19 protein-coding genes are annotated in these 20,468 nt (G+C 55.9%); 11 read left to right on the top strand and 8 right to left on the bottom strand.

Annotation, left to right across the window (positions count from 1 at the left end):
• Window positions 1–13: 13 nt before the first annotated feature.
• Window positions 14–1,459: a sensor histidine kinase gene (locus tag ADS46_RS10045; RefSeq protein WP_066319580.1), complete on the top strand. Its 1,446-nt coding sequence runs from the start codon at window positions 14–16 to the stop codon at window positions 1,457–1,459.
• Between the two features lie 5 nt (window positions 1,460–1,464).
• The gene (locus ADS46_RS10040) at window positions 1,465–2,871 is read left to right on the top strand and encodes a sigma-54-dependent transcriptional regulator (protein WP_156524497.1); all 1,407 of its coding nucleotides are present in this window, start codon (window positions 1,465–1,467) and stop codon (window positions 2,869–2,871) included.
• A 144-nt stretch (window positions 2,872–3,015) separates the two neighbouring features.
• Here the strand turns inward: ADS46_RS10040 and ADS46_RS10035 are convergent, their stop codons facing one another.
• On the bottom strand, window positions 3,016–3,480 hold the full coding sequence (locus ADS46_RS10035) for a hypothetical protein (RefSeq protein ID WP_066319578.1): 465 nt from the start codon (window positions 3,478–3,480) through the stop codon (window positions 3,016–3,018).
• 512 nt (window positions 3,481–3,992) lie between these two features.
• On the opposite strand from ADS46_RS10035, the gene ADS46_RS10030 reads away from it, so the two are divergent.
• The 5 genes from ADS46_RS10030 to ADS46_RS10010 all read left to right on the top strand — a co-directional run bounded on the left by ADS46_RS10030 (window position 3,993) and on the right by ADS46_RS10010 (window position 9,309).
• Window positions 3,993–5,192, top strand: coding sequence for a quaternary amine ABC transporter ATP-binding protein (locus tag ADS46_RS10030; RefSeq protein ID WP_066319570.1), 1,200 nt, complete (start codon window positions 3,993–3,995; stop codon window positions 5,190–5,192).
• A gap of 2 nt (window positions 5,193–5,194) precedes the next feature.
• Window positions 5,195–6,025, top strand: a complete 831-nt coding sequence (locus ADS46_RS10025; RefSeq protein ID WP_066319567.1) for an ABC transporter permease — start codon at window positions 5,195–5,197, stop codon at window positions 6,023–6,025.
• 149 nt (window positions 6,026–6,174) lie between these two features.
• Window positions 6,175–7,047, top strand: coding sequence for a glycine betaine ABC transporter substrate-binding protein (locus ADS46_RS10020; RefSeq protein WP_066319566.1), 873 nt, complete (start codon window positions 6,175–6,177; stop codon window positions 7,045–7,047).
• A 142-nt stretch (window positions 7,048–7,189) separates the two neighbouring features.
• The gene (locus ADS46_RS10015; protein ID WP_066319564.1) at window positions 7,190–7,612 is read left to right on the top strand and encodes a universal stress protein; all 423 of its coding nucleotides are present in this window, start codon (window positions 7,190–7,192) and stop codon (window positions 7,610–7,612) included.
• A 53-nt stretch (window positions 7,613–7,665) separates the two neighbouring features.
• Complete coding sequence (locus ADS46_RS10010) at window positions 7,666–9,309, top strand: BCCT family transporter (RefSeq protein WP_066319562.1); 1,644 nt, start codon at window positions 7,666–7,668, stop codon at window positions 9,307–9,309.
• 86 nt (window positions 9,310–9,395) lie between these two features.
• Here ADS46_RS10010 and ADS46_RS10005 read toward each other — a convergent pair whose 3' ends face one another.
• The 3 genes from ADS46_RS10005 to ADS46_RS09995 all read right to left on the bottom strand — a co-directional run bounded on the left by ADS46_RS10005 (window position 9,396) and on the right by ADS46_RS09995 (window position 12,631).
• Entirely contained in the window at window positions 9,396–10,121 is a 726-nt protein-coding gene (locus tag ADS46_RS10005; RefSeq protein WP_066319561.1) for a 3'-5' exonuclease, read from the bottom strand.
• 1 nt (window position 10,122) lies between these two features.
• Window positions 10,123–12,033, bottom strand: a complete 1,911-nt coding sequence (locus tag ADS46_RS10000; protein WP_066319559.1) for a DUF294 nucleotidyltransferase-like domain-containing protein — start codon at window positions 12,031–12,033, stop codon at window positions 10,123–10,125.
• 208 nt (window positions 12,034–12,241) lie between these two features.
• Window positions 12,242–12,631 carry a DUF4168 domain-containing protein gene (locus ADS46_RS09995; RefSeq protein WP_066319556.1) on the bottom strand — a complete coding sequence of 130 codons (390 nt, stop codon included), beginning with the start codon at window positions 12,629–12,631 and terminating at the stop codon, window positions 12,242–12,244.
• A gap of 141 nt (window positions 12,632–12,772) precedes the next feature.
• On the opposite strand from ADS46_RS09995, the gene ADS46_RS09990 reads away from it, so the two are divergent.
• Both ADS46_RS09990 and ADS46_RS09985 read left to right on the top strand, forming a co-directional pair.
• On the top strand, window positions 12,773–13,711 hold the full coding sequence (locus tag ADS46_RS09990; RefSeq protein WP_066319554.1) for a DMT family transporter: 939 nt from the start codon (window positions 12,773–12,775) through the stop codon (window positions 13,709–13,711).
• 109 nt (window positions 13,712–13,820) lie between these two features.
• Window positions 13,821–14,510, top strand: a complete 690-nt coding sequence (locus ADS46_RS09985) for an EAL domain-containing protein (protein ID WP_066319552.1) — start codon at window positions 13,821–13,823, stop codon at window positions 14,508–14,510.
• A gap of 62 nt (window positions 14,511–14,572) precedes the next feature.
• On the opposite strand, the gene mtgA is transcribed toward ADS46_RS09985, so the two are convergent.
• From mtgA to ADS46_RS09965, 4 genes are all read right to left on the bottom strand, one after another.
• Entirely contained in the window at window positions 14,573–15,295 is a 723-nt protein-coding gene (gene mtgA, locus ADS46_RS09980) for a monofunctional biosynthetic peptidoglycan transglycosylase (RefSeq protein ID WP_066319550.1), read from the bottom strand.
• Window positions 15,296–15,305: 10 nt separating this feature from the next.
• A complete protein-coding gene (gene fghA, locus ADS46_RS09975) occupies window positions 15,306–16,160 on the bottom strand; it encodes an S-formylglutathione hydrolase (RefSeq protein ID WP_066319544.1) in 855 nt (284 codons plus the stop codon).
• 86 nt (window positions 16,161–16,246) lie between these two features.
• Window positions 16,247–17,356 carry an S-(hydroxymethyl)glutathione dehydrogenase/class III alcohol dehydrogenase gene (locus tag ADS46_RS09970; protein WP_066319542.1) on the bottom strand — a complete coding sequence of 370 codons (1,110 nt, stop codon included), beginning with the start codon at window positions 17,354–17,356 and terminating at the stop codon, window positions 16,247–16,249.
• 55 nt (window positions 17,357–17,411) lie between these two features.
• A complete protein-coding gene (locus ADS46_RS09965) occupies window positions 17,412–18,392 on the bottom strand; it encodes an MBL fold metallo-hydrolase (protein WP_066319540.1) in 981 nt (326 codons plus the stop codon).
• Between the two features lie 199 nt (window positions 18,393–18,591).
• Here ADS46_RS09965 and ADS46_RS09960 point away from each other — a divergent pair, with 199 nt between their 5' ends.
• Both ADS46_RS09960 and ADS46_RS09955 read left to right on the top strand, forming a co-directional pair.
• On the top strand, window positions 18,592–19,488 hold the full coding sequence (locus ADS46_RS09960; protein ID WP_066319537.1) for a LysR family transcriptional regulator: 897 nt from the start codon (window positions 18,592–18,594) through the stop codon (window positions 19,486–19,488).
• Window positions 19,489–19,639: 151 nt separating this feature from the next.
• On the top strand, window positions 19,640–20,287 hold the full coding sequence (locus tag ADS46_RS09955) for a hypothetical protein (protein WP_066319533.1): 648 nt from the start codon (window positions 19,640–19,642) through the stop codon (window positions 20,285–20,287).
• Window positions 20,288–20,468: the final 181 nt, after the last annotated feature.

The raw sequence follows: 20,468 nt of genomic DNA, 5'->3' as shown, positions 1-20,468 counted from the left end.
CCCCGGTTAACGCATGCGTTTACGAAACTTGATTATTCTGACCGTCATTGTCCCGCTATTCGTTGTCTTAGTGGTGTTTAGCCTGGTGGCGATCAAGTCCATGGAAGATAACGTTCGCTCGAAGCTGCAGAATGAAGTCGACATGATCACCCATGCACTAAGTACGACGCTGGGCTATGCCGTTGCCAGGGAAAGTGACGCCTCGCTCGAGGAAGCGCTGGAAGCCGCTTTCTCGTTTCATCGCATCTACGGGGCCTATGTGTTCGATACCGATGGACGGGAAATCTACGGCCTGGGGCTCGGCCGCGAGTTGTTTAGCCGCGAGGAGATCCAGCAGGTGATCGCGGACGACGAACTTTACGGTGACTACCGACAGTTTGAAGGCTGGACCTACTACTCGGCTCTCAAACCCCTGCGCACACCGGATGGTGAAATAAGTGGCGTACTGCAGGTCAACCGTTTAAATACCGGCATCGAAAACTACACCGGGTTTCTCAGCATCGTGGCCGGGCTGGTGTTCGTGTTTGGCGCCGCGGGCATTGTACTGAGCATCTGGTGGGGATTTCGTCAGTATATCGAACGGCCCTTGAATCGTTTGCTGATGGTCATGCAGCGCGTCGAGGAAGGGGATCGTAGTCAGCGCGCCAACATTGAAGGGCCAGCGGAGTACCGTCGGCTGGCGTCAGGGCTTAACGGCATGCTGGATGCCATGGCCGAGAAAGATCACGACATCGAAGATCGCCAACAGCGCGAAATCGAGCTTGAAAAGCGGCTGCGTAAATCCAAGAAGCTTGCCGAGCTGGGCGTCCTCGCGGCGGGGGTTGCTCATGAAATTGGCGCACCGCTGACCGTGATCAACGGCCAGGCGCAGCGTCTGGCCCGGCGTGACGTCATCGGCGACGACGAACGTGCCCGGTTGAGCCGTATTCGCGGCGAGGTGGAACGGATCGTCGAGATTGTCCGTCAACTGATGGAGCTGGGCCGCCAGCATAACGTTGAAAAAGACCAGCAACCCCTCGACGAGTTGATGCACAACGCCAGCGCCCTGGTGGAAGACGAATTGGAACCCCGTGGGGTACATCTGGAAACCCACCTGCCCCGACCAACGCCAACATTGCTGGCCAACGGGCAGCAAATTATTCAGGTGCTAACCAACCTGTTGCGCAATGCGGCCCAGGCGGAGGGCGTTCGTCACATCCGTGTCCGCGCCGAGCAGCAGCAACACGAGCTTCATTTATGGGTTGAGGATGACGGCCCTGGTATCCCCACCTCGCACCATCAACAGGTATTTGACCCTTTCTTTACCACCAAACCCGTTGGCCAGGGCAGCGGGTTAGGACTTTCGATGGTACATCGAATCATCAACGATCATGGCGGCACGATCGGCGTTTTCAACAGCCCCCTGGGCGGCGCCGGTTTTGAAATCACGCTGCCTCTTTACGACACCACACCTGCATGAGGGCCATGTCTGTGAAGCACCCGGAACATTTTTTACCTTTGTTGGTAGTGGAAGATGACAGCGCCATACGCGAGCTGCTGGAAGAAGAATTACAGGACGCTGGTTACGCTACCCACGGTGTTTCCAGCGCGGAGGATGCCATTGCCCTGTTAAGCCACACGGCCGTATCCCTGATCATTACCGATGTACGTCTGCCGGGTATCAGCGGCATTCAACTGCTCCAGCAGCTACGTCATGAAGGCAGTGAGCTGGGCATTATTGTGATTACGGCCTTTGGTACCATTGATCAGGCCGTTGAAGCGCTCAAGCTCGGAGCCGACGACTTCCTGACCAAACCGCTGGATCTCGACGCCGTACGGGAATCGGTATTTCGCGTGCTGGAACGCCAGCGTCTGGCGGTGTCCCACGTGGCTGACACTAGCCACTTTCACGGCATTGTGGGTCAAAGCGACGCCATGCAGGCGCTGTTCAAGGACGCCTCGCGCCTGGCAAAAAGTGATGCCCCCATTCTACTGCTGGGTGAAAGCGGCACCGGCAAGGAACTTCTGGCTCAGGCGATTCATCAGGAAAGCTGGCGTCACGATGCGCCTTTTGTGGCGGTCAATTGCGCCAGCATTCCCGCTGAGCTGATGGAAAGCGAGTTTTTTGGCCACGTTAAAGGGGCCTTTACCGGCGCCAATGAGGCACGACAGGGCCTCTTTCACAGCGCCCAGGGCGGGAGTCTCTTCCTGGATGAAATCGGCGAAATGCCGATCAACCTTCAGGCAAAACTGCTCCGCGCGCTGCAGGAAAAAACCGTCCGCCCCGTTGGCGGCGAGCGCGAAGAACCGGTTGATGTACGGATCATCGCCGCCACACATCGGCATTTGGAAAAGGAAATCGAGCAGGCCAACTTTCGAAGCGATTTATTCTACCGGTTGGAAACCTTCTCGTTACGCATCCCCCCCTTGCGTGAGCGTGGTCCCGACATTGAGCACCTGGTATTCACCCTGATCGACAAGCATGCCGACGCTCAGCACAAACAGATTGAGCAAATCGAGCCCGATGCGCTGCACTGCCTGCTCCACTACCCCTACCCCGGTAACGTGCGCGAGCTTGAAAATGCCATTATGCGCGCCGTTACGCTCAGTGAAGATGGCACGCTACGCCATCAGCACCTGCCTGAACGACTGCGCGAACAACTCTCTCAGGATGCCGCCCAGACCACCGCGACGGTTACCGGTGAAGTGCTACCCACACCCAGGATGCCTGCGGCCACAGCGGCGCCCTGGCCCAGCCTGGAAGAAGTCGAGAAGCGTTACATCCGCAAGGTATTGGAAGCGACAGGCGGCAACAAACGGCGCACCGCAGAAGTGTTGGGCATCGCCCGCCGCACGCTTTACCGTCGCCTGGAAGATAGCGAAGAGTCCTGATTAAAAACGGATATATAAAAAACGGATAGATAAAAAAAGCCCCCGCGGGCGCGGGGGCTGAAGGGATGATAAACCGTGAAAACAACCGCAGGGAACAAACAGTTGAACGGTTTACCATCGTAGGGACTTGGTAACTAAACTGACTTACTGGCTGCTATCTTCTTCCTCGCCATCCGCGTTTTCTGACTGATCGCCACCGTTACTGTCACCGCTGGCCGAGTCATTTGCTGACAGATCGCTTGCATCCTCGCCGTCACCGGGCATGGGATCCGTCCCATCACCAAAGCCAGGCTCTTCAGTGGCGTCACCTGCCAATGGCTCGCCTTCTTGTGCGGCCTCAGTGCCAGTGGACTCGCCTTCCATTCCTGATTCACCTTGCATGCCTGCTTCGCTTTCCATCGCCGGATCATTTTCCTGCTCAGAAACGAATTGATCATCCTGGGTGGAAGCTCCGTCGGCTGCTTCGCTATTCTGCTGGTCCTGGGTTGTTGCCTCTGGCACGTCTGTGCCATCTGCTTCTTCTTCCTGACCGCAGCCTGCCAATAAAACACCGCTCAAAAGCAAGGCTGCCAGGACACTTGATTGACCATTAAAACGATATAACTTCACGCGCTTACTCCATTCCAGCTTGGACGTTACTGCCCTGTGACGTCAGCATTAAGCAACAAGTTCACAGACAGCAATTTTCAATCTACATCTGTGTGGGTTGCTTACTGTACATGCGTTTATATTGCGTTTAATCAGGTAATTATCGTTCACTAAAGACTTGAGTAAAGTCACATAGAGTACATTTAACGAAACTTCGTACAAACTCTACGCCAACCTTTGCCTAAATAGAATAAAAATTATATTAATCAGTATCTTAAAAAATATAACTGATATTTTTTTGGGCCTGTGCCGCGCTGGCCAGTGGGTGAAAAATGACACATGAGACACTATGCAGCCACCCATGGCGAGGCGTTGTGACACACCCAAAACACTTATGTATAATAATTGGTAATCTTTTAAGCACTTCATCTCATCTTTCTACTTATGGGTGACGGTATTCGCTGGCCTTATGGGTCATTTTTTGTGGCTAAACAGGCGCCAGCACCTAACCCAGTTAACAAAAGGCATCGCCGATGGACGAGACACGAAATGTCAAAATTCAGGTACGAGGCGTAAGCAAGGTCTTTGGGAAAAATCCCAAAAGCGCTCTCAAACTTCGCGACCAGGGATTAAAACGCCCTGAAATTCTTGAAAAAACGGGCCAAACACTGGGGCTTTCCGACATCTCTTTTGATGTTTATGAAGGCGAGCTACTGGTCATCATGGGGCTATCGGGATCGGGTAAATCCACCCTTATCCGCTGCCTAAACCGACTTATCGACACCAGCGAAGGGGATATACTCATCGACGATGAGCATATCCCTTCGCTGAGCGAGAAGGCGTTGCTCGAGTGCCGTCGTCGGCACTTTTCAATGGTGTTCCAGAACTTTGCCCTTTTCCCCCACAAAACGGTGCTGCAAAACGCTCAGTTTGGCTTGGAAATCCGCGGCATCGCCCCCGCTGAACGCGATAAAAAGGCGCGCGAGTCACTCACCCAGGTAGGCCTGGATGGTTGGGAGGATGCGTATCCCAACCAGCTATCCGGCGGTATGCAGCAGCGGGTTGGTCTTGCCCGGGCACTGGCAAACGATGCCAGCGTCCTGCTGATGGACGAAGCCTTTTCGGCGCTGGACCCCTTGATTCGCAAGGATATGCAGCAGGAACTCCTGCAGCTGCAGTCCAGAATGCAGAAAACCACCGTCTTCATTACTCACGACCTGGACGAAGCACTGAATATTGGCGACCGCATCGTGCTGTTGAAGGACGGTGAAGTTGTGCAAATCGGTACCCCAGAAGACATCCTGACCAAACCGGCCGACGACTACGTGCGCCGCTTTATCGAAGGCGTTGACCGCTCGCGCATACTGACGGCCGAGAGCGCCATGCGCCCGGTGCGCACGACCGCCCGGGAAAGCGATGGACCACGCACCGCCTTGCACCGCATGCGTGAAAACAGTGTCGACTCGATTTACGTGACTGACCGGGACCGTAAACTACTCGGGCTTCTCGAAGCCGAGGAGGCCAGCCGCGCTATCGAGGCAGGTGCCGATGCCATTACCGATTACTTGACCCAGGACTTTCGCAAAGTCACCACTGACGAACCGCTTCATAACCTGTTCGCCATGTTCAGCGACAAGAGCTTCCCAATCGCCGTGATAGACGAACAGCAACGGCTGCTCGGCGTCGTGGTGAAAGGGGCAGTACTCGATGAACTCGCTCGGGCAGGAGAATAATCATGGATATTCCAAGCATTCCGTTAGGTTACTGGATTGAAAGCAGTCTGACCTGGCTGACCAGCGAATACTCACTGGTCACACGTGCCATTTCTCGCGTTACACAAACCGGGATCGGCGGTCTCAATGATGGCCTGATGTGGCTCCCGCCGTGGGCATTATTGGCCATTATCGCGCTGTTGTGCTGGAAAGCCGCATCACCGCGCCTTGCCATCGGCGCAGCCGCCGGGATGGCCTTGATATGGAACCTGGGACTCTGGGATCCCATGATCGAAACCTTGACGCTGGTGGTCATCGCCACGCTGGTGGCCGTGGTCATGGCGATTCCGGTCGGCATTGCCGCCGCGCTATCCCAGCGCCTGTACCGCGTTATCATGCCAATCCTCGACTTCATGCAGACCATGCCGGCGTTTGTGTACTTGATTCCGGCCATCCCGTTTTTCGGGATCGGTTCGGTCTCGGCCATTTTTGCGACCGTCATTTTCTCGATGCCGCCAGCGATCCGCTTCACCACCCTCGGCATTCGCCAGGTACCCGTAGAGCTGATTGAAGCCGCTGATGCCTACGGGGCGACCCGCGGTCAGAAGCTTTTCAAGGTGCAGCTGCCGTTATCGCTTCCGACGGTCATGGCCGGCATTAACCAAACGATCATGCTGGCGCTCTCCATGGTGGTCATCGCCGCCATGATCGGCGCGGATGGTCTGGGCAGCGAAGTATGGCGTGCCATCCAACGTCTACGTCCGGGTGACGGCTTTGAAGCCGGCATTGCGGTTGTTATTCTCGCCATGGTGCTTGATCGCCTGACTCAATCGTTCAGTAAGTCGCGCCGTTAAAAGTCCCTACTGGCCTTTTACGGCACCGGCGTTCAAGCTGGTGGGACTTGCACAGCATGGGATACATGCCCATGCTGTAAGCGATACGAAGTAAACACGACTTTGTTTGAGGTGGCTAATGCCACCTCTCCATCCAAGGGAGCAAGTGAATGAAAACTCGTATGCTGAATCGCCGTATCCGTCTCGCCTCGTTGGCACTCGTCTCAGGCGCTGGCCTTGCCGCTGGTGGCATGGTTCAGGCTCAGGACAAAGGCACCGTCAACCTGGCTTATGTGGAGTGGTCATCTGAAGTCGCGTCAACCAACGTGGTTCGCGCTGTACTTGAGCAAGAAGGCTACGATGTCGATATGACATCACTCTCGGCGGCGGCCATGTTCCAGGCGCTGTCTACCGGGGATGCTGACGCTATTGTGGCTGCCTGGCTGCCTTCGACCCATGAGAACTATATGGAGCGCGTTGGCGACAACGTTGACGATCTCGGACCCAACCTGGATGGCACCAAGCTAGGCCTGGTGGTTCCCGAGTATACCGATGTCGATTCCATTGCCGACCTGAACGACAACGCCGACGACTTTAACGGCGAGATTATCGGTATTGATCCTGGTGCGGGCCTGATGTCCCTCACCGAAGAGGTTGTGGATACCTATGATCTTGATCTTCAATTGCGCAGCGGCAGCGGTGCCACCATGACCGCCGCACTCGCAAGCGCTATTGAAAACGAGGAAGACATCGTCGTTACGGGCTGGACACCGCACTGGATGTTCGCCCGCTTTGACGTGAAATACCTGGAAGATCCGGAAAACGTCTACGGTGGCGCCGAGCAGATTCACACTGTCGTGCGCGATGGCCTGGAAGACGACATGCCGGAAGCCTATGCCATTCTTGATGCCTTCGAGTGGACGCCTGAACAGATGGGCGAGGTCATGCTCATGAACCAGGAAGAAGACAGCAACCCCTACGAAAATGCCAAGCAGTGGGTTGAAGATAACCAGGACGTCGTCGAGGAATGGCTTAACAACTAATTTCTCGCCTGGACGATAGAAGAAATGAACTGGTGCGTACTTGCGCACCAGTTCAGTTTTTTAATCTCGTCTAAACCATAGCGATGACCAGCATGCCTTTTACCAATGTTGATCATTACGGAAGTATAGCGAGGAGATTGCCGTGTTTAACAACATTATGGTGCCCGTAGACCTTGCTCACCTGGAAACGCTGGAGCCCGCTTTAGGCGTCGTCGCGGACATGGCCAAACAATATGACGCGAAGATTACCTACGTCAGCGTTACGGCCAATACGCCCACCAGCGTCGCCCGCACGCCTCAGGAATATGAGCAAAAGCTGGACGCTTTCGCTCAGGACCGTCATAAGGTGCATGGGCAACCTGTCAGCATCAAGGTCTATAGCTCGACCGACCCCATTGCCAATGTCGATGACTTGTTGGTGAAAGCCATCGATGAAACAGGCGCGGATCTGGTCATGATGGCGACCCATTTACCAAGCCATCTGGATATCGTCATGCCCTCTCATGGCGGCAAGGTAGCCACACACACCGACGCCTCCGTCTTCCTACTTCGCCCGAGCAAATAAGAATGCGTACTGTTCTATGGCGTACTGTTGTAAATAGCTAAGGGAGCAACTTTGTGGATAACAAATCGCAAGACCAATCGCCAGATGAGACCGCTCCTTCGGAAGGGATTCCTGCTCCGGAGGGGCCAGCCAACCTGATCGATACCGATTACGTTATCGGCCAGGACAACATCACGACCAAAACGATGGGGGTTAACCTTGACCTGCACGGCAAGGTTTTCACCATATCTTCCATCGTCGTACTGCTGTTCGTGATACTTACGTTGGCCCTGCAAGACACCATTGCGCCAATCTACGACGCTGTCTTCAGCTTCCTGACCGGTAATCTCGCCTGGTTCTTTATCCTGGCGGCCAACATATTCGTCATTTTATGTATCGGCCTGGTTTTCTCTCCACTCGGCAAGATTCGCCTGGGTGGGGCAGACGCCAAGCCCGATTTTACCTATATGGGCTGGTTCTCGATGCTCTTCGCAGCAGGCATGGGCATCGGCCTGATGTTTTATGGTGTGAATGAGCCATTGACCCACTTTGGCACGTCTTTCGATGGGGGCAGCTGGGCACCGCTGGCCGGTGCTGAAGGCGACCAGGCCGGTGCAGCGGCGCTTGGCATGGCGGCGACCATCTTCCACTGGGGCTTGCACCCTTGGGCCATCTACTCGGTCGTGGCATTGTCTTTGGCGCTGTTTTCCTTTAACAAAGGGCTTCCCCTTTCCATGCGCTCGGTGTTTTACCCCATTCTGGGTGAGCGTGTCTGGGGCTGGCCTGGCCACTTGATCGATATCCTGGCCGTGTTCGCCACGCTGTTTGGCCTTGCCACCTCGCTTGGCTTGGGGGCTACCCAGGCAGCGGCGGGGTTAACCTACCTGTTTGGTGCGCCAGAATCCGATGTCACCATGATTCTGCTGATCATCGGCATCACGATCATTGCGATCGGTTCTATCATGGCGGGCGTGGACAAAGGTGTTCAGCTACTTTCCAAGATCAATATCGCCATGGCGGCGGTACTGTTGTTCTTCGTGATTGCGGTTGGCCCGACGCTGTTGATCGCTACCGGCTTCTTCGAAAACCTGATCAACTATGCCACCCATCTGCCAGCGCTTTCCAACCCGTTTGGTCGCGAAGATGCCAACTTCAGCCAAGGCTGGACGGCCTTCTACTGGGCATGGTGGATTTCCTGGTCTCCGTACGTCGGTATGTTCATCGCCCGTGTTTCGCGCGGCCGTACCGTACGTGAGTTCATTATCTCGGTAATGCTGGTGCCGTCCACGGTCTCAGTACTTTGGATGACCACCTTCGGTGGCACAGCCATCGATCAATACGTCAGCCAGGGCATCGAAGCCGTTCGCGATGCAGGTATCGACCTGCAGCTGTTCATCATGCTTGAGCAGTTGCCGCTGTCCCAGATCACCTCCTTCGTGGCCATTGTGCTGGTCATCGTGTTCTTCGTGACCTCGTCGGATTCAGGTTCGCTGGTAATCGACTCGATTACCGCTGGTGGCAAGGTCGATGCGCCTAAACCACAGCGTGTATTCTGGGCGATCATCGAAGGCGCGATTGCCATTGCACTGTTGCTCGGTGGCGGCCTGACCGCGTTGCAAACCATGGCGGTCTCGACCGGCTTCCCGTTCACCATCATCCTGCTGGTGGCCTGCTATGCCATTATCAAAGGGTTGATGAGCGAGCCAAAAGCGGTCTAAAAAGACGGTAATGCCAAGCTTGAACGGGCAGCCCAATGGGCTGCCCGTTTTTTATGCTCAGAAAGATGTGGGTGACGCTTGGCGCATCAAGTCCAAAGCGCCCTCAAGGGTGTGCTGGGCTCATAGTGCGTTGCAATCTGCGCCTGCAACAGCTCCGCCGTCGCCATGGCATCGATTAGCGCATGATGCCCTTGATAACTCGGCAACCCGTAGCGACGGCGGCTCGCATCAAGGCGAATAGAGACCGGCGGGCGCCCCAACCAGCGACGAAAACGCGCCCATAGCTTCTGGCGGTGAAGCCGCGCTTCAAGCGACATCGTGTCAATCATCGGAAACATGGCGCCCTCACCGCGCCGCGCCTTGATCGCCGCATCCAAAAACGGGCGTTCAATATGGCGAAAGTGCACCACCACGATCCGCCCTGCCAAGGCCTCCAGCAAAGGATTGATAATCTCATCCAGATCCGGAGCATTGGCGATCTCGGAGTGGGTGATGTGGTGAAAGGTAATTGAGGCCTCATTAAGTGGGCGCGGCGGTTTCACCACCCAGTAGCGGCGCTCGGCAAGTTTGATGCGCCCTAATGTAAACGGCACCAGTCCGATGCTCACAATGGCGTGGCGACGCTCATCCAGTCCCGTCGTCTCCATGTCCAGCGCGACCATCGGCACCTCGGCAATGGGCGTGTCGAGGCTCGGGGGCGGCGTCTCGAAAAAACGCTGAATGGCTGGATCCTGCGCCAGCGGCGCACGTTTTTGCATATACATCGCCCAGTCTGCCTGGGTGATTTTCCGGCGCGGGCGGATAAACGTCATATTAGCGTCCCGTCCGGCTAGATGGCACGGGATAACGGAACTTCAGAAACTTTTGCGCATTGCTGAGCACCTGAAAGGCATCTTTCAAGTTGTGTCGTTCACTATCGGCCACGTTTTCCGGCTCGATATTATTGTCGGGTACACGCTCTTCCTGCAGATCGATCACCTGGTGGCGAATGCGCGACATGCACATGAACTCAAACGCATAGCTCAACTTGTCGCTCATACCGGTGGCCAGGAGTTGCGTATTGGCAATGTCGTCCAGCCGCTGGAAAGTGTTCTGGGCTTTTGAGCCGCAAGCCAACGCATGCACGCGGATCAGGTCGACCATGGGCGCTGTACCACGGCGCTTCAAGTTGATGGAGTTATTATGCTTACCGTCTTTTTCCATTACAAAAGTGCGGAAAAAGCCCAGCGGCGGTGTCCGATTCAGGGCATTACGCGCCATGGCGGCCAAGAAGAGCGGTGACTGCGGGGCCTTTTCAGCAATCAGGTCCTGGAGCGCTTCCACGAAAAGGTCTTCGCCGTAGAGGCTATCAAGATCGAAAAAGATCGAACTGTGCAGCAGCCTTTCCGGGGTTGGATTGTTGATCCAGTCGGTAAAGTAACTTTTCCAGACGCGCAACGGCTGACGCCACTGTGAGTTGGTCGCCATCACGTCGCCCTTGCAGTAGGTATAACCACAGGCATCCAGGCCCTCACTCACAAAGTCCGCCAGCGCCTTGAAATAGTCGTCGTGCTCTTCGGGAACAAAGTCATCCGACAGAATCAGCGCATTATCCTGGTCAGTGACAATACTCTGCTCATTGCGCGCCATCGACCCGTTGACCATGAAACAGTAGGACACCGGCGGGGGTCCCAGTTTTTCCTCGGCAAGCTCCAGCAGACGGCGCGAAAAACTGCGCCCGATGGTCGAGAGTGCACTGCCCACCATGTGGGAATTGGCCCCCTCCTGAACCATCCTGACAAAGGAGGCGCTCACGTCCGGTGCCAAACGCGCCAATCCCTCGATGCTCGACTGGTGGAAAATATTGCTCACCAGATAAAGCCCGCTGTGGGTTTCATAGCGAATGATATCGGAAAGGTGCACCACCCCCATTGGCCGCTGACGATAAAGCACCGGCAGGTGGTGAACGTTGTTACGCAGCATGGTGAGCATTGCTTCGTAGATCGAAACGTCCGACTGAACCGTGATAAGCCGTGAGGAGACCACCTCTCCCACCGGCGTTTGGGGCGAGAGTCCTTCGGCCACAACCCGGGTTCGAAAATCACTGTCGGTCAGGATGCCGCATACCTGCCAGGTTTGCCCTTCGCTATCCTTGAAGCTGTAACGCGGATTACTGCTGCCTTCTTTAAGCACCAGAACGGCTGAGGCTTGAGCCTGACTCACCTGCTGGGCCGCTTGCTGCACCGTGGTCGATGCTTCCACCATGACCGGGTAACGCACCACCAGCTTGCGGATCCGCGTCACCATCATGTCGTTGGATTTCTTTTGCTGCTCTGCGGCGGTTTCCAGTCGCGGACGTTCCACTTCGACGAAATCAGCGAAGTCCTCGTCCTCCTCGCAAAGCTGCTGAAAGACAGCTTTGGGGATAAAGTAAAGCAGCGTGTCTTCGATAGCCTTGGCCGGAAAGCGCACCTTCTGGTTACGCAACAAGCTGAAGTGGCCAAAGATATCGCCTTCCCCCAGCCGGTTATAGAGGTCTCCCTGCCGCCGATACACCTCGACGGCACCGCTACGGATATAGCACAGGTCGGACACCGTATCGTTTAGCGTCAGAATGTCGCTGCCTGTCTTGAAGTAACTGACCTCGACACGGCTGGCGATTTCATCCAGCAAGCTGTCCGAAAGCCTATCGAAAGGGGGGTGCTGCCCCATATGCTGGCGTATTTCTAGTAGTTCGACGTCCAATGCTCTCTCCCCAGACCGTATAACCGGACTTCAACACCTAGCCTCGTATCCACGCTGATACGGGCATTTATACAAGTGTGGCGCTAAGCATAAGACCCGTAAACCCTAACCACGAAAAAGCCCGGCGCTTTTTGCGCCGGGCTTCAAGACCGCTACGTAGCGATGTCATAGAATGACGTTACAACTGGGTGCAACGCTCAATGACTGCTTACGATTCCGCCATTTCCTGAACACGCTGCATCATTTCAGGATCCTGCTGGATTGTTTGACCAATGGCGTTGAACGTATCAACATCTAGGCCGCTGTCTTCAACGACTTCGATCATGCGGTCATTGGCTTCGGTACGGACTTCCTGCTGAGCGGCTTCATCGTCGGCTTCCTGCAGACGCTCAGTGTATTCCTGAGAGATGACCGCAATTTCTTGTGATGCATCGGCAAACTGCTGAAGCTGTTCATCAGAAAAATCTTGCGTCGGTGCCGCTTCTTGAGTGGCCATCGAGCCCTGTGTGGACTCTTGATCCTGCTGGGCATGGGCCGTTGCTGTCATCAAGCCAGTCGCGAGCAGTGCGGCAGAAAACAGGGCAGTCATACGTTGCATAAAAAAACCTCGGTTAACACGTTATGAATGTGGTTTATGTGACGCGGACATAGCGTCGAGGTTCAAACTTTTAAGTAAAGTAATGTAACAAAAAGAACGTTAAGTAACCAACCCTCAACCATATTGGATATTGAGAGCCTTATGAAAGGTGTTATATCGCTCGTACGCCAACGAGATGCCGCGTCACTCGGATTACTCGCCATGCCCGCACTCTTTGTGCTGCTCTGGAGCACCGGCTTTATCGGCGCCAAGTTCGGCCTTCCCTACGCAGAGCCCTTCACGTTTCTATTTATTCGCTTTGTGATGACGGTGCTACTGCTGACGCCGCTGGTATGGATACTTAAAATATCCTGGCCTTCATCACCCAGGTTATGGATCCACATCGCCATTTCAGGTCTCCTTGTTCACGGTACCTATTTAGGTGGCGTCTTCTATGGGATTTCGCTTGGCATGCCTGCCGGTTTGGCGTCGCTGTTGGTCGGCCTGCAACCCCTGCTGACGGCCGCCTGTGCCGGCCCGCTGTTGGGTGAGCGCCTGGCCAGGCAGCAGTGGCTGGGGCTGGGTTTGGGGTTGCTCGGCATCAGTGCGGTACTCGGCAGTCAACTGGAGCTGGGGCAATCGCTATTCAGCGGTTTTGGGCTGGGCGCCCTGTTGAGTGTGATGGCCGCTTTAATGGGCATTTCACTGGGCACGCTTTACCAGAAACGCTTTTGCACGCGTATGCCGCTGCTTTCGGGGGCCGTCATTCAATACCTTGCTGCGGGTGGGGTATTGGGTGTTGGGGCGCTGTTATTCGAAACACGCGACGTCACCTGGTCACTCACTTTTATCTTGACGCTTGGTTGGTTAGTACTGATTCTATCGATAGCCGCTATTCTTCTATTGATGGCGCTGATCAAACGCGGCGAAGCGTCCCGGGTGGCGAGCCTGTTTTATCTGGTGCCACCCGTCACCGCACTACAAGCGTGGTGGCTATTCGATGAACGGCTTTCCTGGATAGGGCTTGGAGGGATGTTCATTGCCATCACCGGCGTCGTACTGGCAGTGCGCAAACCCGCTGCCAAGGCATCACCAACATAACGATACAGAATTTCTCAGGGCTAGTATGAAGACGTCTGAACATCACCATTGCGCGCGTGTGGATGGGCGCTGTAACCGGTGTGATACACCGGTTCCCTTTGCCTTTACCATGGCCTTTCAACCCATTGTCGATGTCGCCGCGCGGCAGGTAGTTTATTACGAAGCGCTGGTACGGGGACCCGATGGCGAGTCGGCAGGATCGATTCTTGAAAAGGTCACCGACGACTTGCTCTATCGGTTCGATCAAGCCTGCCGCATAAAAGCGATTGAATTAGCCAGCACGCTAGGGATGCAGGCGCGTTTATCGATCAACTTCCTGCCTAATGCCGTTTACGAGCCAGAGGCGTGTATCCAGGCGACCCTGGAAACCTCCCAGCGGGTGGGATGGCCTACCGAGCGGCTGAACTTCGAGATCACCGAGACCGAGCGCGTTCAGGACCGGCAGCACATGCGTAACATTATCGAGAGTTACCGGGCGATGGGCTTTACCACCTCCCTTGACGACTTCGGCAACGGCTTCGCGAACCTGGATCTGCTCACCGACCTGCGCCCGGATACTCTGAAGGTTGACCGTGAGATTGTCATGGACTGCAACAGCAACAAGCGCCGCCAGGCGATTCTGCGCAGTCTGGTGGCTCTGGCGGATACGCTGGGTACCCAATTGGTAGCGGAAGGCGTGGAAACCCGAGAAGAATCGCGCTGTTTGATGGCGCTGGGCATTCCGGTACAGCAAGGCTTCTACTTTGCCCGCCCGCAACTGGAAGCGCTACCGGTCATCAACGACGCCCTTTACGACTGATTCAGCCAGGCAATCCAGACCGGTGGCGCCGGGTCGCCGCCGACGATGGCGCCACAGCCTCATCAATCGGCGATATGTTGCAGATAGCTGGCACCGCCCAGATTACGCATCTGTTGGCGCACCCACTGGCTGCGCTGCTCCACCTGGGGGCTTGGACGCGAGGCACTGCGTGTTCGCGGGCTCGGTAATATGGCAGCCAGAAGACTGGCCTGGCGATCGGTCAGCGCGCTGGCCGGGACACCAAAGTAGTGCTGCGCGGCCGCTTCCAACCCGAACACCCCGGCATCCCACTCGGCAACATTGAGGTAGACTTCAAGGATTCGCTGTTTGCCCCATATCAGCTCAATGAGCACGGTAAACCAGGCTTCGAGTCCTTTACGCACCCAGTTCCTGCCCGTCCATAAAAAGACATTTTTGGCAGTTTGCTGACTGATGGTACTGGCTCCCCTCAAGCGCCCACCGTCCATGCTGACCTGCAGGGCGCGGCGAAGCTCAGTGAGATCGAAACCATGGTGGTGGGGAAATCGCTGATCTTCCGCCGCCATGACCGCGACTTTTGCCGAGTCGGCAAGCTGCGACCAACTTCGCCATTCCCGCTGCAGCTGTATCGGCTCGCTGTGCACCCAGCTCTGGATTTTACGCTCGACCATGACCATCGAACCCGGTGGGGGCACCACGCGAAAAAGCATCACCAGGCTCACCGACAGCACCACAAACAGAAATACGCCACGCCAGACCCACCACCATAGCCAGCTTGCCGAGCGACGCAGCGTACGTTTCAACATAAAAGCTTCCTCACCGCTTCAACAAGTGGTCGGCATGGTAGCGAAGATGGTCGTCGATAAAGGTCGCAATGAAGAAGTAGCTATGGTCATAGCCAGGTTGCCGACGCAGGGTAAGCGGATGGTCGTGCGCTTCGCACACGGCTTCAAGGCGTTCAGGCTTGAGCTGCTCGTCAAGGAATTGGTCGGCTTCGCCCTGGTCGATAAACAGGCGTTGCCGTGAAGCGCCATTGGCCACCAGTTCGCAGGCATCGTACTGGCGCCATTGCGCCGGATCGTCTCCCAGGTAGTTGGAAAACGCCTTTTCCCCCCACGGACAGTTCATCGGGTTAACAATCGGGGCAAATGCCGATACCGAACGAAAGCGCCCCGGGTGGCGCAATGCCATGATGAGGGCGCCATGACCGCCCATCGAGTGCCCGCTGATGGATTCGCGGCCATTCACCGGAAAGTGCTGACGAACGACGGATGGCAGTTCCTCGATCACATAATCGTACATGCGGTATTGCGGCTTCCACGGCGCCTGGGTGGCATTGACGTAAAAGCCCGCGCCAGAACCAAGGTCATAGCTATCGTGTTCGCCCGGCAAGTCGGTCCCTCGCGGGCTGGTATCAGGGCAGACGATCGCGATACCCAACTCCGCTGCCAGACGATGTGCACCGGCTTTTTGCATAAAGTTTTCGTCGGTACAGGTTAGCCCCGAGAGCCACCATAACAGCGGCACCCGCTCTTCCTCGGCCTGAGGTGGCAAATAAACCGCAAACACCATGTCGCAATCCAGCGCACGGGAGTAATGCCGATAACGTTTATGCCAGCCACCGTGGCTGCGGTTGGCCGACACCAGTTCCAGGGTTTCACTCATGCTCATGAGCAGGCTCCTTTAAAGCAGCAAACGCGGCGGGTAGCCCCGCCGCGCCCTGTGTTGTTCGTACTATCTTTTTCTCACCATCATACTCAGTAATGCAGGACGGTACGAATGCTCTTGCCCGCGTGCAGTAAATCGAAGGCCTCATTGATCTTCTCGAACGGCATATCGTGGGTAATGAAGTCGTCGATATTGATCTCACCGTTCATGTAGCGCTCGACATAGCCGGGCAGTTCGGTACGCCCTTTGACGCCGCCAAAGGCGGAGCCTTTCCAGACCCGGCCGGTCACCAGTTGGAAGGGCCGTGTGGAAATTTCCTCACCGGCACCGGCCACCCCGATGATGATCGATTCACCCCAGCCTTTGTGGCAGCACTCAAGCGCGGAACGCATGACGTTGACGTTGCCGATGCACTCAAAGGAGTAATCCACCCCGCCGTCAGTCATGTCAACGATCACTTGCTGAATCGGGTCGCTGTAATCCTTGGGATTAACGAAATCCGTGGCGCCGAACTGCTTGGCCAGCTCGAATTTGTCGGGATTAACGTCAATGGCAATGATTTTTGACGCCTTGGCCATGGCGGCCCCTTGAATGACCGCCAGGCCAATCGCGCCAAGGCCAAAGACGGCAATCGTCGCGCCGGGCTCCACCTTGGCGGTGTTCAGCACCGCGCCAATACCGGTGGTTACGCCACAACCCAGCAGGCAGATTTTATCCATCGGTGCCTCTTTGGACACTACTGCCAGGGAGACTTCGGGCAACACGGTGTATTCGCTGAACGTGGACGTCCCCATGTAATGGTGAAGCATCTTGCCATCCAGCGAAAAGCGCGAGGTGCCATCGGGCATCACCCCCTTGCCCTGAGTGGCGCGTACGCTACCGCACAGGTTGGTCTTGCCCGACAGACAGAACTTGCACTGCCCGCATTCGGCCGTATAGAGAGGAATGACGTGGTCACCGGGTTTAAGGCTGGTCACGCCTTCGCCAACCTCTTGCACAACGCCGGCCCCTTCGTGGCCCAGCACAGAAGGAAAATTGCCCTCAGGGTCTGCGCCGGAAAGCGTATAGGCATCGGTATGGCACACGCTGGTTGCCGCCATCTTGACCAGCACTTCGCCTGCCTTGGGCCCCTCTACGTCAATCTCGACCAGTTCCAGGGGCTTGCCTGCTTCCAGTGCTACCGCCGCACGTGACTTCATTCTATTGCTCCTTTACAGCCTGTCAGCGCCGCGCCATTCAGCGCGGGCGTAGTGTTTACTCTTCGTCGGACGTAACCGGTTGATACTCAATGGGCAGCCACTGATAACCGTCGCCGTCCTCGATAATATGCCCGATCCCCGGGAACGGCATATGTGCGCCAGCGACCCAATGCTTGTCATTGACGGCCTCTTCAAGCACCGCTTGACGGGTTTCAATGGCCTGCTCGGGGTCGGAATCAAACTCGATGGCGACCGTGGGATCGTCAAACTGCACGCCGTAGCTATGCACCACATCCCCCCACACCAGCATGGCATCATCGTCTCCGTTCAACATGAAGCTGGTGTGGCCCGGGGTATGGCCGTGGGTATCCTGCGCCACGATGCCCATCAGCATCTCGTCGCCCGGCTCAAAGGGTGTAAAACGACCATCCTCCACGTAGGGTGCCACGGCGTCCTGAGCCATCTCGAAGAAGGCGCGCTGGCCCTCACCCGCAGCTTCCGCACGCGACTCACTCAGCCAGAAATCGGCATCCTGCTGGCTAGCCCGCAGCTCGGCGTTGGGATACACCGCCTCACCGTCGCGGGTCAACCCGCAAACGTGGTCCGGATGAAGGTGGGTCATCAGGATGGTATCCACGTCCTCTGGCTGGTAACCGGACGCACGCATGTTGTCTTCAACATGCCCAAGCGTCGGACCAAAACACGCCGACGACCCGGCATCCACCAGGACAAGGTTTTCACCGGTATTGATCAGAAACGCATTGACGGCGGTCTGAACGCCATCTTCGGAGTCGATGAACAACGCATTGAGGTGCTCACGTATCTCTGATTGCTCCATGCCCTTGAGCAACTGCGTTTCAATCGCCGTATAGCCGTCGTATAGCGCGGTGACTTCGTGGTCATCAACCATCATCCTGAACCAGCCCGATACCTGTTCTGGCCGTTGGTCAGGCGCTGCTGCCGCATTTAATGACACGCCTAACGTCAGGGTTATTGCTGCTTTACCTACTGCCGGAACCCACTGATAGTGAGACATCCATCACCTCCTGGTTTAAAAAGCTGTTACGCCAATGGTTTGCGGTTATCCAAAATTCACGGCGGCTCACTTTACAAGGCCAGTACACAACGGCGTAACTGGTCACAGTGTAGGTCAGCTAGCCGACAAGAATAAAGCGGGATACACTCATAAGATTATTGCTATTGTGCAACAATCCAAATTCAAGCAGGTGAATCGCATGCAGCGCTGGGACCGAATTGAAGCCTTTATTGAGGTGGTCCGTCTGGAAAGCTTCTCGGCAGCAGCGCGCCACCTGAAGGTATCGACCTCTCACATCAGCCGCCTGGTCAGTCAACTCGAGAACCAGTTGGGCGTTCAGCTACTGTACCGGACGACCCGACAAATCCGCCTGACCGATGCAGGCTCTATCTACGTAGAACACTGTCGACATCTGTTTGACGGCTTGCGTGATGCCGAACAGGCACTGAGTGAACAACAGGGCAAACCCCATGGCGTATTGAAACTCACCTCGGCAACGACCTTTGGCGAACGCTACATCGCACCGCTGGTCAACGATTTTCAATGTCTGCACCCTCAGTTGGACGTGCAGATGCACTTCACCAACCGCCCGGTCGAGTTGATCGATGAAGGCTTTGATATTGCGATTCGCATGGGCGTCCTTAAAGATTCCAGCTTGATTGCCCGTCGCCTATGCAAACGCCGTGAGTATATTGTTGGCTCTCAAGCGTACTTTCGCCAGGCGACCCGCCCCCATACGCTCGGCGAACTGAGCCAGCACCGCTGCCTGGTGGGTTCGCGGCCAAACTGGCTGTTTGAAGTCAATGGTCAGCGACGTGAAGTCAAGGTCAACGGTTGCTGGCAGGCCAATTCAGGGCCAGCCCTGCTCGACGCCACACGCAAGGGCCTGGGCCTTGCGCAACTCCCCGACTATTACGTCGTACCTTACCTCGCCAGCGGGGAACTGGTTGCCGTGCTCGAGCCTTTCCAGCATCACGACACCGCCGTCTGGGCGGTCTACCCTCGCCACCGCCACCTTTCACCCAAGATACGCCAGCTGGTGGATTACCTTGTCGACCATATCGATAATTTACTGCCTGATACGCAATGGCGTTAACCGCTCATCCAGGCAAGATCGACATTCGAATCGCGACAACGACATGCTAGCTCGACGTGCGATCACAGAAAGATGACGATATAATGAACGTCCATCCAGGCATGTTTTTCTTTCTGCTTAGCATCACTGCTTACCCACAAAGGACGTTGGTATGTCGACCCCCTTTTCCTGGCCAATCGGCTTTAAACCCCTCTTTCTACGTGCCGTGCTGTACGTGTTATTTATTGGCGCTATCGCGCAAGGTGCCTATCTAGAAGCCCTGTACCTTCCCGATATTCGCTTTTCAGAACTTGGCTTTACCGAGTTTACGCAGACACTGGTATTGGCAACATGCTGCGCGATGTTGATCTACATTCGACAGGCACTGAAGGTCTGGCCAACCGTTACGTTGCTGCTTCTAGGGTTCGTTGCCGCCTCACTGGTACGCGAACAGGATCATTTTCTAGACACCTACGTTGCTGAACATACATGGAAGGCACTGGTTGCGCTGATTGTATTGCCGACGCTTTTCTTAGTCATCAAACATCGCCAGCGCTTTCTGGACGAGTTTGCTGACTACAGCAATACCTTTGCGTTTGGCTTGTTTACCGCCGGGGTGCTGACCACCTACATTTTTTCTCGCCTGTACGGGCGGCAGGAGTTTTGGCAAGCCGTGCTTGAAGATAGCTACTCAGGAACGTTCAAGAGCGTCGCTGAAGAGGTGGTTGAGCTGCTCGGTTACAGCTTGATTCTTATCGCCACCCTGGAGCTGCTACTGCTTGCTCGCCGCGTCCATCGGGCGCGCAAGCAGGCCCCATAGCCCCATATACTCGCCATACAGAAAAACCCCGCCGTTCGATGATGAACGGCGGGGGTTTTTAATACCACTTCAAGCCTTTCGGGTTACTCGTCGAGGAACGAACGCAGCGGTTCGGAGCGGCTCGGATGACGCAGCTTACGTAACGCCTTGGCTTNGATTCTTATCGCCACCCTGGAGCTGC

Source organism: Halomonas sp. G11, assembly GCF_001663515.1.
Classification (GTDB): Bacteria; Pseudomonadota; Gammaproteobacteria; order Pseudomonadales; family Halomonadaceae; genus Vreelandella.
Note: the sequence above shows the minus strand (reverse complement) of the source record. Positions and strands in the feature narration are given on the sequence as shown.

What these genes read in the sequence shown, in the direction of transcription:
- ADS46_RS09990 (WP_066319554.1), top strand. Translation starts at nt 12,773, where the DNA reads ATGAAAGGTGTTATATCGCTCGTACGCCAACGAGATGCCGCGTCACTC.
- ADS46_RS09955 (WP_066319533.1), top strand. Translation starts at nt 19,640, where the DNA reads ATGTCGACCCCCTTTTCCTGGCCAATCGGCTTTAAACCCCTCTTTCTA.
- ADS46_RS09960 (WP_066319537.1), top strand. Translation starts at nt 18,592, where the DNA reads ATGCAGCGCTGGGACCGAATTGAAGCCTTTATTGAGGTGGTCCGTCTG.
- fghA (WP_066319544.1), bottom strand. Translation starts at nt 16,160, where the DNA reads ATGAGCATGAGTGAAACCCTGGAACTGGTGTCGGCCAACCGCAGCCAC.
- ADS46_RS09995 (WP_066319556.1), bottom strand. Translation starts at nt 12,631, where the DNA reads ATGCAACGTATGACTGCCCTGTTTTCTGCCGCACTGCTCGCGACTGGC.
- ADS46_RS10005 (WP_066319561.1), bottom strand. Translation starts at nt 10,121, where the DNA reads ATGACGTTTATCCGCCCGCGCCGGAAAATCACCCAGGCAGACTGGGCG.
- ADS46_RS09985 (WP_066319552.1), top strand. Translation starts at nt 13,821, where the DNA reads ATGGCCTTTCAACCCATTGTCGATGTCGCCGCGCGGCAGGTAGTTTAT.
- ADS46_RS10020 (WP_066319566.1), top strand. Translation starts at nt 6,175, where the DNA reads ATGAAAACTCGTATGCTGAATCGCCGTATCCGTCTCGCCTCGTTGGCA.
- ADS46_RS09965 (WP_066319540.1), bottom strand. Translation starts at nt 18,392, where the DNA reads ATGTCTCACTATCAGTGGGTTCCGGCAGTAGGTAAAGCAGCAATAACC.
- mtgA (WP_066319550.1), bottom strand. Translation starts at nt 15,295, where the DNA reads ATGTTGAAACGTACGCTGCGTCGCTCGGCAAGCTGGCTATGGTGGTGG.
- ADS46_RS10030 (WP_066319570.1), top strand. Translation starts at nt 3,993, where the DNA reads ATGGACGAGACACGAAATGTCAAAATTCAGGTACGAGGCGTAAGCAAG.
- ADS46_RS09970 (WP_066319542.1), bottom strand. Translation starts at nt 17,356, where the DNA reads ATGAAGTCACGTGCGGCGGTAGCACTGGAAGCAGGCAAGCCCCTGGAA.
- ADS46_RS10025 (WP_066319567.1), top strand. Translation starts at nt 5,195, where the DNA reads ATGGATATTCCAAGCATTCCGTTAGGTTACTGGATTGAAAGCAGTCTG.
- ADS46_RS10040 (WP_156524497.1), top strand. Translation starts at nt 1,465, where the DNA reads ATGTCTGTGAAGCACCCGGAACATTTTTTACCTTTGTTGGTAGTGGAA.
- ADS46_RS10045 (WP_066319580.1), top strand. Translation starts at nt 14, where the DNA reads ATGCGTTTACGAAACTTGATTATTCTGACCGTCATTGTCCCGCTATTC.